Origin of the sequence: Knoellia altitudinis (assembly GCF_042666355.1) — a bacterium.
GTDB classification, from domain to species: domain Bacteria; phylum Actinomycetota; class Actinomycetes; order Actinomycetales; family Dermatophilaceae; genus Knoellia; species Knoellia altitudinis.
Window position 1 is genome coordinate 2,219,040 of the sequence record NZ_JBHTDK010000001.1, and the last position, 15,515, is coordinate 2,234,554.

The window sequence follows — 15,515 nt, forward strand, 5'->3', positions numbered from 1 at the left end:
ACGTGAGTCTCCTTGCCCCTTCCCCCGCAGATGCGCAGCGCCGCGTCGGCCTGCGCCGCATGCGCGCTCTCGCCCTCGCCCTGCTCGTGCTCGCTGCCGTCGTGTATGCCGTGACGTTGCGTCACGACACCGGTTGGCTGGGCTATGTCAACGCCGGGGCCGAGGCCGCCATGATCGGGGCGCTCGCGGACTGGTTCGCGGTCACGGCGCTCTTCCGCCACCCCCTCGGGCTTCCGGTGCCGCACACGGCGATCATCCCCAAGCGCAAGAACGAGATCGGTCGCAACCTGCAGGACTTCGTCGCCGAGAACTTCCTCACGGACGAGATCGCCCGTGAGCGACTGGCGGCGGCCCGGGTGGGGGAGCGACTGGGGGTCTGGCTGGGGGCGCCGGCGCACCGCCAGCGAGTCATGACCGAGGTGGTGCGCGTGACCCGGGCCGGACTGGGGCGGTTGTCCGACGACGACGTGCGCGAGGTCATCGCGGACTTCGTGCTCCCGCGTCTCGCGACCGAACCGATCAGCCCCATCGCCGGGTCACTGCTGGAGGGCGTCGTCTCGGAGAAGACCCACCACGGCATGGTCGACCTCGGGCTGGAGCAGCTGCGCGACTGGCTCGCCGACAACCCCGGGACGTTTGCCTCGGTCATCGGGGAGCGCGCCCCGTGGTGGTCACCGCCGTGGGTCGACGACAAGGTCATCGGCTGGAGCTACCAGCAGGTGGTCGGCTGGCTGGACGACATCCGGGGCGCCCCCGACCACCCGGCACGGGTGGCGCTCGATGACCTCCTCGCCCGTCTTGCCAGGGATCTGCAGTCCGACCCCGAGGTGATGGCGCGCGCGGAGTCGCTCAAGGAGCGGCTGCTCTCCCACCCGCAGGTGCCGGACACGGCGGTGGGGCTGTGGCGCTCGTTCGCAGCCGCGCTCGAGACGGCGATGGACGACCCGACGTCGTACTTCCATGTCCGCGGCGACGAGCTCCTCGAGCACCTCGGACGCCACCTCGTCGAGGACGAGCCCTGGCGCTCACGGTTGGAGGGGCACCTCGGGGAAGCCGTGTCGTTCTTCGTCAACACCTACGGGTCCGAGATCGCCGAGGTCATCTCCGTGACGGTCGAGCAGTGGGACGGGCGTGAGGCGGCGGAGCGGATCGAGCTGCACGTCGGGCGCGACCTGCAGTTCATCCGGATCAACGGCACCATCGTCGGCGCCCTCGCCGGCATCATCATCCACGCCGTGAGCTCAGTGGCGCAGTGAACGCAGGGTGCCCGGTCCAGTGACTCCTGGACCGGGCGGACCAGGTCGGCGTCAGATGTCGCGGCGGTTTCGGTCCCTGAGGTCGTCGTCTCCGTCGCTGACGCGCCGGGTGTCGTCGCCGTCGGTGAAGCGCCGGGTGTCGTCGCCACCACGGTCGGAGCCGCCGACGCGGTCGGAGTCGCGAAGGCTCGTGTCGTCGGAGCGGTTGTCGACCCGATCGCCGGCGCGGTAGTCGTCGGCGCCGGTGTTGACGTCAGGGTCGAGCTCGTCGGCTCGGCGAACCTTCTCCTCCACCTCGGAACGGGCCTCTGCGGCGGCCGTGCCCCGTTGGGCCCGCTCGGACTCGAGCTTCTCCGCCTCGACCAGCTTCATCTCGGCGTCGGCCCGGGCCTGACGCGCTGCGGCGTCCGCCTGGCTGGCATGTGCCTCACGCTCACGCAGGACGCGCGAGTGCTCTTGGGCCTCCTCGCGCACCTCCGAAGCCTGTTGACGACGGGAGTCCTCGCTGCGCTTGCGCATCTGCATGAGCACAAACGCGAGCACGGCCAGCACGACCACTGCGATGACGACCCACCAGATGGGATCCATGGGTTCACTCTCCTTCGTTGTGGTGAGGAATGACCTCACTCCCCGAAGGTAGCGATGGGTTGCGTGCAATGGTGGCGGAGAGAGGCATCAGAACCTGCCCTGATGAGCCGCTACGGCGATGTGCACTGCTGCGCCGCAGCGAGGCAGTGCACACCGCCACGGCACAGGCATCAGGGGCGGACGGCATACCCAAAAAACCCGACCACTCACCTCAGGGCATGCCCAAGCTGCGCTATCGGGTGGCCTCGGGACGGGGCCTGCGGGGCGGAAGCGGGAAGAACATGGAGGTGCGCTCCATGTACTCGGGATAGCCGGGGCGCTTGGCCATCTCGGACTCGAGCAGGCGAGCACCCGTCGCGAAGGCCAGGAAGTACGTCATGACGATCGGCGAGAAGACGGTCAGCACCGCGGGCCACACCTCGGCCGCGATGAGCCACAGGCCCCACCAGACGGCCGCGTCGCCGAAGTAGTTCGGATGGCGCGTCCACCCCCACAGCCCACGGTCCATGATCCTGCCCTTGTTGGCCGGGTCGGCCTTGAACCGGGCCAGCTGCGCGTCACCGACCGTCTCGAAGCCGATCCCGACGAGGAAGACGGCGAACCCGAGGGCTGCCACCCAGCCCAGTGGCTGCGAGCCGGTTGCCGCTGAGACCTGCAGTGGCAGGGAGATGACGTATGCCGCGAGTCCCTGGACGAGGAAGACCTTGCGGGCCGCGTACGCGAACCGTTTCTCGGGCGGGGCCTGCGACAACAGCTTCTCGTAGCGGGGATCCTCGCCCGCGCCCAGGGCACGGCGCCGGATGTGCCACGCCAACCGCCCGCCCCACAGGGTGACGAGGACGGCGAGCAGGAGCGACCGTGGCCCGGGACCGAGAAGGGCGCAGACCCACGCGATGACGACGAAGAGCAGCCCCCAGGCGATGTCGACGACGCTGATCCTGCCGAGTCGTCGGGCGACGAGGGCGGTGATGCCCATGACGACGGCCGCGGCGACGAGAGCGCTGAGGGTGACGAGCAGGAAGCGCCCCATCACCGAACCGTGTCATGGGCGACCGGAGCGCCACCGGGTCGCCGGGCGAGGATCTGGTCCACGCCCATGCGGCCGTCGCGGAAGGCCTGTCCGCCACCGACGAGGTAGAGCCGCCACACCCGCGCGACCTCCTCGCCGACGAGGTCGACCACGGCCGACCAGTTCTTCTCGAACGTCTCGAGCCACGCGTCCACGGTCCACACGTAGTGCTCCCGCATGGCGTGCACGTCACGCACCTCGAGGCCACCGGACTCAATGAGCTCGACGGTCTCACCGACGGGACGCATGTGCATGTCCGGCGCGATGAACGACTCGATGAAGGGACCTCCACCGGGATGACGACCGCGGCGGGACATCTGCTGGATGAGGACGTAGCCGCCGGGTTTGACCGCCTCGTGCAGCACGGAGACGTAGGCCGGGTAGTTGCCCTGGCCGACGTGCTCACCCATCTCGATCGAGGCGACGGCGTCATAGGGGCCGTCGCGCACCTCGCGGTAGTCCTGCAGCCGGATCTCGACCCGGTCCTGCAGCCCGCGCTCGCGGATGCGGCCGTCGATGAAGGCCTTCTGCTCCTTGGCGATGGTCACGCCGGTGACGGTCGCACCGAAGTGCTCCGCGGCATACAGGGACAACGACCCCCAGCCACAGCCCACGTCAAGGAAGCGCGCACCCTCGTGGAGCCCGATCTTGCGGCAGACGAGGTCGAGCTTGGCGGCCTGCGCCGACTCGAGGGACTGCTGGGTCTGGCTGGGGTCGCCGCTCCACCACCCGGACGAGTAGGCCATGTGCGGGTCGAGGAGGAGCTCGTAGAACGCGTTGGAGAGGTCGTAGTGGTGGCTGATCGCGGAGCGGTCGCGCCCCAGTGAGTGCAGCCGACCGCGCAGTCGGGCCTGAGTCGCAGGAGGGTCGAGCGGTCCGCCCAGCACGCCGAGCTCACGGGCAAGGGCGAGCAGGCGGGGGGCGGTGCGAGCCAGCGGGCCGACCGCGAGGCCGCTCACGCCACGCTCCGTCAGCGCCGCGCGAGCGATGTCGAGGGCCTCGCCGACGTCGCCGTCGACATCGAGCTCACCGGTGACGTAGGCCTGCGCGGCACCGAGCTCACCCGGGCTCCACAGGAGCCGCCGCAACGCCTGGGGCGAGCGCAGGACGAGGACCGGCCCCTCCTCCGGTCCTCCACGGGACCCGTCCCAGGCGTGCACTCCCACGGGAAGCGGGCCGCGCAGCACAGGGGCGAGTGCTTCGGCGATGGCTGCAGCGATACCAGGAGAAGATGTCACGCTCCTGATTCGGAGACCTCCCTGTCGCGGATGGGAGGAGGGGGCGCAGGGATCGACCCATCCGAACACACCTCACACACCGAATGGCCGGCATGACCCCGACTGGCGTTGCCCCACGCACAGCGGTCGTCGGCTCGGGAGTGTCCGGGCTCACCGCCGCCCATGTGCTCTCCCGTGAGCACCACGTCACCCTCTTCGAGTCCGACGTCCGCCTCGGCGGGCACGCCCACACCCACTCGATCGCCTCGAACGGCGGCCACATCCGTGTCGACTCGGGCTTCATCGTGCACAACGACCGGACCTACCCCCACCTGCAGCGGCTCTTCGCCGAGCTGGCGATCGCCGTGCGGGACACCGAGATGTCGATGTCGATCAGCGACCCGACGACCGGTTTCCAGTACGCCGGGGGCCGCGGGGTCACCGGCTTCCTCGCCCGTCCCCGCCAGCTGCTGTCGCTCGACTTCCTGCGGATGCTCAGGTCGGTGCGGCGCTTCCACGCCGAGGCCGTGGCCTTCCTCGAGTCGACCGACGGGGAGGACCAGACCACCTACGGCGAGTTCATCGCTGCCCGCAGCTTCCCCGCCAGCTTCATCGAACTGTATGCCGTGCCGCTCGTCTCGTGCGTGTGGTCCAGTGGGCGCGGCGATGCCATGGACTACCCGGCCAGGTACCTCTTCTCGTTCCTCGACCACCACGGGATGCTCAGCGTCACCGGCTCGCCGCAGTGGCGCACCGTCGTGGGCGGTTCGGCCACCTATGTCGAGGCTGTGGCCGAGCGGCTCCCCGACGTCCGCCGCGGGCAGGGCGTGCTCGCGATCGAGCGCGACGACGACGGTGTCACGGTCACGACCCGCGTCGGGCCCGAACGGTTCGACCACGTCGTCGTCGCCACTCACGCTGATGACGCGCTCGCGCTCCTCGTCGACGCGACGCCGACCGAGAAGGAGGTCCTCGGCGCGTTCCGCTACTCCCGCAACGAGACCGTCCTGCACCGCGACGGGTCGCTGATGCCGTCGGCGCCCTGGGCCCGCGCGTCGTGGAACTACCGGGTCGCCCGCCAGGGCCAGGACTCCGCTGCCACGGGTCCGGTCGTGACCTATGAGATGAACCGGCTCATGGGCCTGCCGCCGAGCGACCCGATCTATGTGACGCTCAACGCCAGGGCGCTCATCGACCCCGAGACCGTCGTCGCGGTCATGGACTACGCCCACCCGATCCACGACCTCGCCGCGGTGAACGCCCAGCGTCGGCGCGACGACATCACGACCTCACTGACGGCCTTCGCCGGGGCCCACTGGGGCTGGGGCTTCCACGAGGACGGCTGCCGCTCCGGCGTCGAGGCCGCACGAGCGCTCGGGGTGGAGTGGACATGACCGCCCTCTCCCCGGACGTCGGGGTGGTGGTCGTCGACCTGCCCACCCTTCCGGCGCTCGTCGTCGGCCGGGTGCACCACACCCGGCACACCCCGATGCGCCGCACCTTCGCCAACCGGCACTACCAGTGGCTCCTCGACCTCGACGCACCTCTCGAGCTGCCGCAGTGGCTGAGCCCGGTCGCGTCGTTCCGCCCGGAGGACCACCTCGCCGGCGCGCCGACGCTGGCCGAGCTCAAGGCGAACGTGCTGCGCTGTCTCGGGCGCGACGGCATACCCACCCATGGGGTGACGCGCGTCGTCGCCCTCACTCACGCGCGCGTCCTAGGGCACGTCTTCGACCCGATGACGGCGTACTGGTGCCTCACGGACACCCGTGAGCTGCGCGGGGTCGTCGTCGAGGTGCACAACACCTACGGCGGACGGCACGCGTATGCCGTCCGGCCCGATCCCACGGGCGCGGCGTCCGTGGACAAGGACTTCTACGTCTCTCCCTTCAACGACACGAGCGGCGAGTACGCACTGCGCTTCCACCTCGAACCCGACCGCGTGTCGGTGGGCATCCGGCTGCACCGTGACGGTGGCCTGGTGCTCACCGCCGTCGTCGAGGGCGTGCCCGTCCCGGCGACCCCGCGGTCGGTGCTGGCCACGGTGGCTCGCCACCCCTTTATGCCTCAGCAGGTCACGACCCTCATCAGGATGCACGGCATCCGCCTGTGGGCCCGTCGACTTCCCGTGCAACCCCGACCCGCGTCCTCCAAGGAGAGTGTCCGATGACAACCGATGTGCTGAGCTCCTTCGAGATCCCCACTGCCAGAACCCTGTTCACCCGGGGAGCGGTGGCGCGAACCCTCGTGCACCAGATCGTCGCCGGTCTGCCCGTGCGCATGCGCTACCCCGACGGGCTCATCGTCGGCGGTGGCGGCGAGGACGCGCCGACCCTGGACCTGGTTCGCCCGACTGCGCTCTGGAAGCGTCTCGAGGAGCACCCCAAGATCGGGCTCGGCGAGGCCTACATGGCCGGTGACTGGCGGGTGGCCGAAGGCACCGATCTCGCGCAGGCACTGCTGCCGTTCGCCGCCCGCATGGGTCGTCTCCTGCCGACGCCGCTGCTGCGGATGCGGCGGATCGTCGACCGGGCCATGCCCATCGGCACCCGCAACACCCTCACGGGGAGCCGGGCCAACATCGAGGCCCACTACGACCTCTCCAACGACCTCTTCGCCGCGTTCCTCGACCCGACGATGTCCTACTCGTCCGCGCTGTTCGACGACGCCCGCCCGTTCGCTGGGCAGTCGCTCGTCGAGGCCCAGCACCGCAAGATCGACACGATCCTCGACTCAGCGGGCGTGGGCCCCGGCTCGCGCGTGCTGGAGATCGGGACGGGCTGGGGCGAGCTGGCGCTGCGCGCAGCGGCCCGGGGCGCCGACGTCCTCTCCATCACGCTCTCCCACGAGCAGCAGGCGCTGGCCCGCGAGCGGATCGCGTCCGCTGGGCTCAGCAGCTCGGTCGAGGTCCGGTTGCAGGACTACCGCGAGGTCTCGCGCGACGTCGACGGGGCCTTCGACGCCGTGGTGTCCGTCGAGATGATCGAGGCCGTGGGGGAGGAGTTCTGGCCGACCTACTTCTCGGCGATCGACGAGCTGCTGGCTCCCGACGGCTCGGCCGTCGTCCAGGCGATCCTCATGGACCACGACCGCTTCATCGCGACCCGCCACTCCTACGGCTGGATCCAGAAGTACATCTTCCCGGGCGGGCTCATCCCCTCACTGGACGCGATCCGGGAGGTGACCGGACGGCATACCGGACTGCAGGTTGCCGGCGTCCACGCCTTCGGTGAGCACTATGCGGAGACGCTGCGGCGCTGGCGTGGTGAGTTCCTGCAGGCCTGGCCGAGCATCGAGGGTGGCTCGTTCGACGAGACGTTCAAGCGGATGTGGGAGTTCTATCTCGCCTACTGCGAGGCCGGGTTCGCCTCTGGCTACCTCGACGTCGCCCAGGTGACGATGCGCAGGGCCTGAGGATCTGGGTCCGCCAGCGGCGGGCTCGGTCAGCCGGCCCAGTCGGGGTCGGCGGCAGTGAGCCGGCCGGGCTCGACGGTGCCCGGCTCCGGGCGGTTCTCGTCGTCCTTGCCGGCCAGGGCTGCCGTGACGGCCTGCTCGAAGGTCTTGGCCCCGCCCTCGGGCGCGCCGATGGCGTCGTCGACATCGTTCTCGCGGCACACGACCTCGTGCACGAGGCTGCCCACCAACGGTTTGGCGATGCCCGACGGGACAGGGGTGACGAGCCCGACCCAGTGGCTCGCGAGCCACGGAGTGAGGACCGGGACCGTGACGATGGCGCGGTCGCGCAGCCCGGCTGCCTTGGCGAACCGGTGGATCATCTCGCGATAGGTGAGGACGTCCGGACCGCCGATGTCGAAGGTGCGGTTGGGCTCGCCCTCGAGTGCCGCTGCACCGACGAGGTAGTGCAGCACGTCGGCGATGGCGATCGGCTGGATCCTGTTGTTGACCCACTTGGGCGTGATCATCGCCGGCAGGTTGTGGGTGAGGTGGCGCAGCATCTCGAACGACGCCGACCCCGAGCCGACGATGATTGCGGCCTGGAGGACGACCGTCGGCACGCCCGACGCCATGAGGAGGTCGCCGACTTCGACCCGTGAGGCCAGGTGGCTCGAGAGCTTCTCGCTGGCCGGGTGCAGCCCGGACAGATAGACGATGCGCTGGACTCCGGCGGCCTGGGCGGCCAGCCCGAAGGTGCGCGCCAGCTCGCGGTCGCGCTCCTCGAAGCTGTCGCCCCCATCCATGGAGTGCAGGAGGTAGTAGGCGACGTCGATGCCGGCCAGGGCCGTGTCGAGGTCGCTGCGCGAGGTCGCGTCTCCCTCGACGATGTCGACGTCGTCGTGCCAGGCGCGCTTGGTCAGCCGGTCCGCGGAGCGGGTGAGCACCCGCACCTCGTGGCCGGCGTCGAGGAGGGCAGGCACGAGACGCGAACCGATGTAGCCGGTGGCGCCCGTGACGAGGACACGTTTGCGCTGGTCAGAAGTCATCTGTGGCATCGTCTCACCTGTCATGGTCAATCCCGTCACTGAACTGCAGCGATTCGTGCGCGCCGCTCTCGTCGAGCCGGTGCCACGTGACCACACCGAGTCGGACCGGGCGTTCCGTCGCCGACGGGTCGTGGCCGCGGTGACGCTGGTGCTCGGGCTGGTCGTGAACTCCTGGGCGCTGCGCATCGCACCCGGCGACTCCATGTTCTATCCGGCGACCCTCCTGCTCGCCGCGGTGTGGGCCGTCGGGGCGCTGATCTCCGGCCCGTTGCACCTCGGCCGGGCGCACACCCGAGGGGGCGAGGCGTCAGGTCGCTCGATCGTGCAGTCCCTCGTGCTCGGTGTGATGCTGCTCGGTGTCTTCCTGCTCGGGGCCTTGGTCGTGGCGCGGATTCCCGTGCTGCGCGGGCCCGTCGACGGTCTGCTCGACCATGCCCGCTTCGGGTCGTTGGCCGTCGTCGCGGTCATCACCGCGATCAACGGGGTCGCCGAGGAGCTGTTCTATCGCGGGGCGCTCTTCGCCGCGGTCGGGCGCCGGCACGCCGTGCTCGTCACGACGATCCTGTATGCCGCGGTCGTCGCCGGTTCGGGTGTGCCCCTCCTCATCCTCGCGGCGGCTCTGGTCGGGTTGGTCGTCGGTCTCCAACGCCGGGTGACGGGCGGCATCCTCGGGCCGATCATCACCCACCTCACCTGGTCGCTCGGCATGCTCTTCCTCCTGCCGGTCGTGCTCTCCACCGCTGGCTGAGCGGGTCCTCCGCCCTGAGCCGAAGAAGTCGACGGAAGTCGGGACGATCCGCAGGGCTCGGTCGTTGAGTCGGGCATGAGCACCCTCACCTGCCCCAAGTGCGCGTCGGACATGCGCAGCTACGAGCGCAACCAGGTCCACGTCGACCAGTGCACCGGCTGCGGCGGCCTCTTCCTCGACCGCGGTGAGCTCGAGGCCCTCGTCAACGCCGAGAACGCCTGGCACCAGCAGGCCCCGCCCCAGGCGCCCCCGGCAGCGGCACCGCAGCAGCCGGCATACGGGCAGGGACAGCAGCCCTACGGCCAGCCGGCCGCACAGGCCTACGGGCAGGCGCCGCGCTACTCGTCCTCCCCCGGCAAGGGTCAGTACGGCTACGGCCAGCCACGGCGCAAGAAGTCGTTCATGTCCGAGCTCTTCGACTGACGCCGCACGACCGACTCACAGGCCCCCGTTGACGTCTGGTCAGCGGGGGTTTGTCGTGCCATATTGCAGTCATGACGGTGGGGGTGGGGGACGACGTCGCACAGGAGGCGACTCCGGATGCGACACGTCCGGAGCAGGGGTGGCACGCACGGTTCCTCGTTGCCTTCGGTGGAGCCGTGGTGGCGGTGTCGCTCGTGCTGCTCGGCTCGCTGTGGGGTGAAGGGCTGCGAGGGTCGACGTTCGAGGACCTCCGTGCCGACATCCGTGATGGGTTGGTGCAGGAGTGGTACGCCGCAGACCGTCTGAACGAAGGCCATCTCGGCTTCATGCAGGCGGAGCAGGCGCCCCTCGACGGTCCGATCGGCGCCGAGGGTTCGACCGGCACGACGACCGCTCCCGAGGGCGATCCCACGGGCGGGATCCTTGTCTGGCGCACCTGGGAGTCCGGGTGGCACGTCGCTGCCGCCGGCGCAGGTGTGGGCTCCTGGGGTGAGATGTCGTCCGAGGCCACCCCCGAGTCACAAGCGCTGGTCGAGGACCTGCGTGAGGCGGGTGTCTCGATGCGACCGTTCGCGTTCGGTGGCATGTCCGCGCTGGAGAAGGTTGCTGTCCTCGGCGCGGCGCTCGTCTTCCTTGGGCTCCTCATGGGCGCTGCGCCTCGAGTGGGGACGCGCTGGTTCTGGTTCTGGCTCTTCGTCAACGCCCCGTTGGCCTTGGGCCTGATCGCGTACGCCGTGACGGAGCTCATCGGGTTCCGGCGCCGTCCCGACCCACCGCTCACCCGGCGACTGTCGGGCTGGATGGGCTTCCTCGGTGCGTTGGTGCTGAGCTTCGCGGTCGGGATCGGCGGCGACTACCTGCGCTCGCGAGGTGTTGCCCTCCCGCTCTGGCGAGGCTGAGTGCGCACGGGTCAGTCGTCCGCTGAAGTCGGGGTCGTCGGCGTCGCTTCATGGCCCTGGCGGCCGTGCGTTCGCCGCTCCTGCTTCATCTCTGCCTCGTAGACGTGGCGCCTGCCCGCCATGAGCTCGTCTCGCACTCTGCGGTCGTGCTCACGGAACGTGGCGTAGTAGCCGTCGTCGAACTCCTCCATGATCTGGAAGGTCCACCGCCCGGCGAGGACGTTGCGACCCACGAGGTCGGTCTCGATCTCGTCGGCGAACTCGGTGTGGCCGGCCGCGCGCAGCTTCTCGACGGCCTCGCCGAGCGTGAGGTCGGCCCGGCCGAGGTTGCGGTGGAAGGCGTAGAGCGAGCCGCGTGCCTCCTCGATGACCTCGAAGGCCTCGGACAGCTTGCCGACCGCCTCAACCGTCGCGTCACTCGTGCCTTCGGGTCTGGTGTGGGCGTCGTCGACGGACTTCATGCGCTCAATGCTAGGCGGGAGCGGCCCGACCTCGTTCATGCGAGGGGGCGGCTGTCGCCGCGGCGAAGGACGTGGATCCGGTCATGGATCCCCGCCGCCCGGGTCGCTTCGATGAAGTCGTCCAACGAGGAGGTGAAGACGTCGTAGTCGTCGTAGTGGATCGGGATCGCCACCTCGGGGTCGATGAGCTTCACCGCCTCGACTCCCTGGGCAGCGTCCATGGTGACCATGATCCCCAACACCTTGGTCCCCCCGAGGTGGAAGAAGCCGAGGTCGAGGTCCGGGTGGCGGCGGGGAATCTCCTCGAGGTCGTCGAAGAGGAGGGTGTCACCGCTGACGTAGATCTGCTTGAGAGCCGCCTGCGCATCGCCCTCGATGACGCTGCCCATGACGTCCGGCAGCGCGAGGTCGGTGACGCCCGGCCCGTGCCGGGCGGGACATGCCGTGACGGTGAGCCGTCGCTCTCCCTTGACGACGGTGATCCGCTCCCAGGTGTCGAGCCCGCGTGCCTCGGGGAAGCCGAGCTCGTGCAGTGCGTCCCGGGCCTGTGGGGTGGTGACGATGGGCAGTGACCGGTCGAGCTTCGCCTGCGCCACCTGGTCGAAGTGGTCGCCGTGGAAGTGCGACAACAGCACCAGATCGATCGGCGGCAGGTCCTCGATCTCCATCGCCGGGTCGGTGAGCCGGGTGGAGCTCAACCCGTAGCCGAGGTCGACCTTCTCGTGGCGGTGCACGAAGGTCGGGTCGGTGAGGATGGTGAAGCCGCTGTACCGCAACAGGAGGGTGGCGTTGCCGATGAAGAGCACCGAGTCCGTGTCGGCTTCGACGGTGCGGCCTGCGTCCAGGATGAGCTCGGCGTCCATGCCGAGAGGCCTACCCGTGTCGCGGGCGGCGAAACCCGTCCGGCACGGCAACAGTGTCAACAGTTGTCCCTGTAGGCGAAACCCCACATGAGCGCGGTGCATGTGCTATGCCACCACGCCCTATTTCCTCACCAGACCGTGGGCGCTCTCCTGTAGGTCCGCCCCGCTGTTTGAGGCGCCGACAACCTGTACTTGAAGACCAGCCGCCGTTTGAGTGCTCTCAATAGGCCCTTTGAGGCATTTGCGTTGCCGCCACAGCGCACTGCCCCCCGGACGGTGCTACGCGAATGCGTCGACCGATCAGATCATCGTCTATCCGGTTGCTCAGGGATTTCCATCCCGGGAAGCTTTTGGCTTTTGTGCGCGAGCGTGCCGGAAGGTGCCAGCGCCGTCGCCGCGTTCCGTGTTGAGAGCCCGCCGGGGTCACGACATTGCTACCGCTGCGGGACGCGCCTGACACCCTCGTTGTGCTCCACGCAGGTGAGCGGGCCGACGAAACCGGAACGGCCCCGGGTCGTCGGACTGAGCGGCTAGGCGGGTGTTGTTTCCTCGGGTTCGCTGGATCTTGTCCTGCCCCATGCCGAAGCAGGATTAGGGCCGGATTGACGTGAACCGAGCGTGTCGGAGGATCTCCTGCCCGCTCACTTCTCTGTTGACGACCTGATCGGCGAGAACGGTAAGTTTGCGTTGGTGGTCGCGGGCGTAACGGCGCAGGACTGCGAAGGCGTCCTGCATCTCGAGATTTCCCTCGTTGGCGAGCACTCCTTTGGCCTGTTCTAGTACGATCCGACCTGTAAGCGCGTGCTGAAGTTGGGCGTTGATGACGTCGCGATCAGATGCCGCCCGCTCGTTGATGATGGCAACGCTGGCGACGTGGATCAACGCCTGGGCGAGCGCCAGGTCGTCCTCGTTGAGACTGCCAGGGGTATCTCCGAAGAGGCCGAAGGCGCCCAGCGTGGTGCCCTGTAGGCGCATCGGCACGGCGTGCACCGAGGCGAACCCCTTGGATCTGGCGATACGCACGAAGTCCGGCCAACGATGAGCCTCCACCTCGAGGTTCGGCACGTTGACAGCGACACCTGTGTTGAAGCAGTCAAGGCAAGGGCCCTGGTGGCGCTGTAGTTGGAACACCTCCAAGTCGTGCGTGCGCTCGGATGACGCCGCGACCACATGCAGGACGTCTCGACCATCGGCCAGGAGCAGCCCGGCGGCGGCCACGTCGAGCAACTGGGCGCAGTTGGTGGTCCATCCGGACAGCAGGTCGACGATGTCGTAGCCATCGACTAGTTCGTTGGACAGCTCCACGAACGCATGAATGATGTCGCGTTCCCTCGTGTCCGCCATCACCCGCTCCTCCCGTTGTCGTCACGGGAGTCGCGTTCGAGCACGAGTCGCCGTCCAATGATGGCCAACGCGACCTGGCTGGCTGTGGTGCCAGAGGCAATCGCGTGCGCCCTGAGGCGTATCAGTGCCTCCGTGGCGTCCACGTCGAGCTGCGAGATCAGCATCCCGGTCGCTTGGTACACCTCCACCCGGTCGAGCTCGGCAAGCTGAGCCCATGGGTCGTCCTCGTCACCGGGGCCATGTTGCGTGCTGGCGATCAGGTCCAGGAGCGGAAGAGAAGCAAGCTCGGCCGCCAGCACCCCGCCCGCTAGCTGATCATTGCGCAGGGGGCCCGGCCCTTCACGGAACAGATCCATCGCCCCGACGCAGCCTGAGGTGATCCGGATGGGTAGAGCAAACACGGCCCGGACCCCGTCTTCGAGGGCGGCCTCCGCGAAGGCGGGCCAGCGCGTCTCGTGCGGCGAGTCCAGATCAGGCGCCAGAACCACCTCGTGGGAAGCGGCAGCATCCAAGCACGGACCCTCACCAAACGTGAACTGGTACTCGTCGAGGCGGCGACTTGCCTCGCTACTGGCGCCGAACGTGCCGTGGGGAAAGCCGTCGTGGACCATCGATATCGCAGCACCGTCGATACCCAGCAAATCGACACACGCATCGCACAGCGCGTTCGCTGCGTCGAACCCGGTCCCCGCACTGGCCATGGCGCCACCGAGCTCGATCCTCATGTCGGCCAGTGAGATCGCCACGTGTCACCTACTGTCGCAGCTGTCGGTGCTGAAGTTGTCGGTCGAGGCCTCCAAGTCTAGACGCTGCACAGCCATCACAGCACCGGCTCTGCGAGGCGGTCGGCCACTCTGCGCCGGAGGATGACCGTTGCTGGATCGCAGAACCTCGAGGGGCGACTTGGCGTTCACGAGAAGATGCTCGCCGCGATGAAGCCCGAAGGGCACATCCGCAGCAATCGCGCGCGAATCAGGAGTGCGCGCTGTTGACCGCACGCACGATTGGCGCCGCCATCGGGATCGCATTGATCCGCGGCTGCGTCAGCAACGTCAGGGGCGTCCCTGAACAAAGCGAGCATGACAGCAACCGCAGGCTCCGGTTGGTGGCCGATGAGTTCCCCATGAAGAGATGTCGCAGAAATTTCGCCGCGCGGACCCTGGAACGAGCAAACCCCGGCTCGCAGGGAAGAAGTGGGGCCGCTGCCTGTCCCAGGTGTGCGCCGCACAGGCTGTGCGGCCATCTGCGATCTCGGTCCCTACCTTGCCGGTACAGCGCGCCTTTCGAGTCGCCGCGCAGCGCTGTCTGCAAGCCGAAGCGCTCGATCCGACCGCTGAGCCCCGTAGAAGCCCGATTTGTCCGTAGAGGCGTCGAGCCTGCCAGAACGCCTGGCACCGAGCGGGGCAGCCGACGCTCGTGGAGCTGTGGGCGGCGAGGCGAAGCCAGTCGGAGTGGGCGAGCGTCGAGCCGAACCCCAGCCAGATGACCATGGGACCCCCAACGCCAGATCGCCGAAACCAGCGCAAGAGAAGGCCGCCGCGCGCGGTATACGACAGGGAGTGCACACCACGCACGACGGCCCGGAGCCCGGTTACCGCTGGGGTCTCGTCGGGCTCCTTGGGGCCGTTGGTCTGTCGCAAAGGGAGGGGCGACTAGCCAACGGTTCTTCGTCGACGACTGGCGCCAGTGCGACCGTCACAACTGGCGTCAGCGTGCTCGATGCTGCACTGCCGGACCACCACGTCACGGTCCGGGTGAACCAGGCGCACCTCAGCGCGCCAAGGGCGGTGCGGCCGTGTGGGGAGAGTGTTGTTCGGCCGGCGGGCTCGACGACGACCGGTTGGGTCAGCCACGGACGAAGCTGTGGTTGGCCTGGCGTCGCCTCGATGGCCGTCATATGGACTCCCGCGGTGGTTGAACATTGGAGCCACCGGGGTCCAGGGCAGCCGTGCTAGACCCAGACTAGGCTGCAGCTCACTTCTGGCATATGGCTTGTCGGTAGTCCGATCGGGTCCAGTTACGTCTGGTCACGCGCAGAGGGGTCGCCCATGTCGGTGCTTCACACGGGGTCCCGGCCGAGGAGGACGCGCGGGACAGGCTTGATGGAATACCGCGGGGCAGGGAGTGGCGTGCCGGTACCGGCCGCCGTGGCCGCCTCGGCTCACGAACAGTCCCGCACGCCTTGGTCCAGCTGGCCACACCGAA

15 protein-coding genes are annotated in these 15,515 nt (G+C 68.8%); 7 read left to right on the forward strand and 8 right to left on the reverse strand.

Annotated features, from left to right (window positions below; all coding sequences use genetic code 11):
- The first annotated feature begins 2 nt into the window (after nt 1-2).
- Nucleotides 3-1,256 carry a DUF445 domain-containing protein gene (locus tag ACFQW8_RS10515; protein WP_380087139.1) on the forward strand — a complete coding sequence of 418 codons (1,254 nt, stop codon included), beginning with the start codon at nt 3-5 and terminating at the stop codon, nt 1,254-1,256.
- Nucleotides 1,257-1,307: 51 nt separating this feature from the next.
- Here ACFQW8_RS10515 and ACFQW8_RS10520 read toward each other — a convergent pair whose 3' ends face one another.
- From ACFQW8_RS10520 to ACFQW8_RS10530, 3 genes are all read right to left on the reverse strand, one after another.
- Entirely contained in the window at nt 1,308-1,844 is a 537-nt protein-coding gene (locus tag ACFQW8_RS10520; RefSeq protein WP_380087141.1) for a hypothetical protein, read from the reverse strand.
- A 232-nt stretch (nt 1,845-2,076) separates the two neighbouring features.
- Nucleotides 2,077-2,874, reverse strand: a complete 798-nt coding sequence (locus ACFQW8_RS10525; RefSeq protein ID WP_380087143.1) for a DUF1295 domain-containing protein — start codon at nt 2,872-2,874, stop codon at nt 2,077-2,079.
- Complete coding sequence (locus ACFQW8_RS10530) at nt 2,874-4,160, reverse strand: class I SAM-dependent methyltransferase (protein WP_380088655.1); 1,287 nt, start codon at nt 4,158-4,160, stop codon at nt 2,874-2,876. Before ACFQW8_RS10530 ends, ACFQW8_RS10525 begins: the two co-directional genes overlap by 1 nt.
- An 83-nt stretch (nt 4,161-4,243) precedes the next feature.
- On the opposite strand from ACFQW8_RS10530, the gene ACFQW8_RS10535 reads away from it, so the two are divergent.
- The 3 genes from ACFQW8_RS10535 to ACFQW8_RS10545 are packed head-to-tail and all read left to right on the forward strand — an operon-like array spanning nt 4,244 to nt 7,544.
- On the forward strand, nt 4,244-5,524 hold the full coding sequence (locus tag ACFQW8_RS10535; RefSeq protein ID WP_380087145.1) for an NAD(P)/FAD-dependent oxidoreductase: 1,281 nt from the start codon (nt 4,244-4,246) through the stop codon (nt 5,522-5,524).
- Nucleotides 5,521-6,300 (forward strand): DUF1365 domain-containing protein, encoded by a 780-nt coding sequence (locus ACFQW8_RS10540; RefSeq protein WP_380087147.1) that lies wholly within the window; start codon nt 5,521-5,523, stop codon nt 6,298-6,300. Before ACFQW8_RS10535 ends, ACFQW8_RS10540 begins: the two co-directional genes overlap by 4 nt.
- Complete coding sequence (locus ACFQW8_RS10545; RefSeq protein WP_380087149.1) at nt 6,297-7,544, forward strand: class I SAM-dependent methyltransferase; 1,248 nt, start codon at nt 6,297-6,299, stop codon at nt 7,542-7,544. The genes ACFQW8_RS10540 and ACFQW8_RS10545 overlap by 4 nt, the downstream gene beginning before the upstream one ends.
- A gap of 29 nt (nt 7,545-7,573) precedes the next feature.
- On the opposite strand, the gene ACFQW8_RS10550 is transcribed toward ACFQW8_RS10545, so the two are convergent.
- On the reverse strand, nt 7,574-8,572 hold the full coding sequence (locus tag ACFQW8_RS10550) for an NAD(P)H-binding protein (protein WP_380087150.1): 999 nt from the start codon (nt 8,570-8,572) through the stop codon (nt 7,574-7,576).
- A gap of 22 nt (nt 8,573-8,594) precedes the next feature.
- Here ACFQW8_RS10550 and ACFQW8_RS10555 point away from each other — a divergent pair, with 22 nt between their 5' ends.
- From ACFQW8_RS10555 to ACFQW8_RS10565, 3 genes are all read left to right on the forward strand, one after another.
- The gene (locus ACFQW8_RS10555) at nt 8,595-9,320 is read left to right on the forward strand and encodes a CPBP family intramembrane glutamic endopeptidase (protein ID WP_380087152.1); all 726 of its coding nucleotides are present in this window, start codon (nt 8,595-8,597) and stop codon (nt 9,318-9,320) included.
- 75 nt (nt 9,321-9,395) lie between these two features.
- Entirely contained in the window at nt 9,396-9,743 is a 348-nt protein-coding gene (locus ACFQW8_RS10560) for a TFIIB-type zinc ribbon-containing protein (RefSeq protein WP_380087154.1), read from the forward strand.
- Between the two features lie 71 nt (nt 9,744-9,814).
- Nucleotides 9,815-10,642, forward strand: coding sequence for a hypothetical protein (locus ACFQW8_RS10565; RefSeq protein ID WP_380087155.1), 828 nt, complete (start codon nt 9,815-9,817; stop codon nt 10,640-10,642).
- Between the two features lie 11 nt (nt 10,643-10,653).
- Here the strand turns inward: ACFQW8_RS10565 and ACFQW8_RS10570 are convergent, their stop codons facing one another.
- From ACFQW8_RS10570 to ACFQW8_RS10585, 4 genes are all read right to left on the reverse strand, one after another.
- Nucleotides 10,654-11,103: a hypothetical protein gene (locus ACFQW8_RS10570; RefSeq protein ID WP_380087156.1), complete on the reverse strand. Its 450-nt coding sequence runs from the start codon at nt 11,101-11,103 to the stop codon at nt 10,654-10,656.
- Between the two features lie 35 nt (nt 11,104-11,138).
- Nucleotides 11,139-11,966 carry an MBL fold metallo-hydrolase gene (locus ACFQW8_RS10575; protein WP_380087157.1) on the reverse strand — a complete coding sequence of 276 codons (828 nt, stop codon included), beginning with the start codon at nt 11,964-11,966 and terminating at the stop codon, nt 11,139-11,141.
- 591 nt (nt 11,967-12,557) lie between these two features.
- Nucleotides 12,558-13,310, reverse strand: coding sequence for a GAF and ANTAR domain-containing protein (locus ACFQW8_RS10580; RefSeq protein ID WP_380087159.1), 753 nt, complete (start codon nt 13,308-13,310; stop codon nt 12,558-12,560).
- Nucleotides 13,310-14,056, reverse strand: a complete 747-nt coding sequence (locus tag ACFQW8_RS10585; RefSeq protein WP_380087161.1) for a GAF and ANTAR domain-containing protein — start codon at nt 14,054-14,056, stop codon at nt 13,310-13,312. The genes ACFQW8_RS10580 and ACFQW8_RS10585 overlap by 1 nt, the downstream gene beginning before the upstream one ends.
- Nucleotides 14,057-15,515: the final 1,459 nt, after the last annotated feature.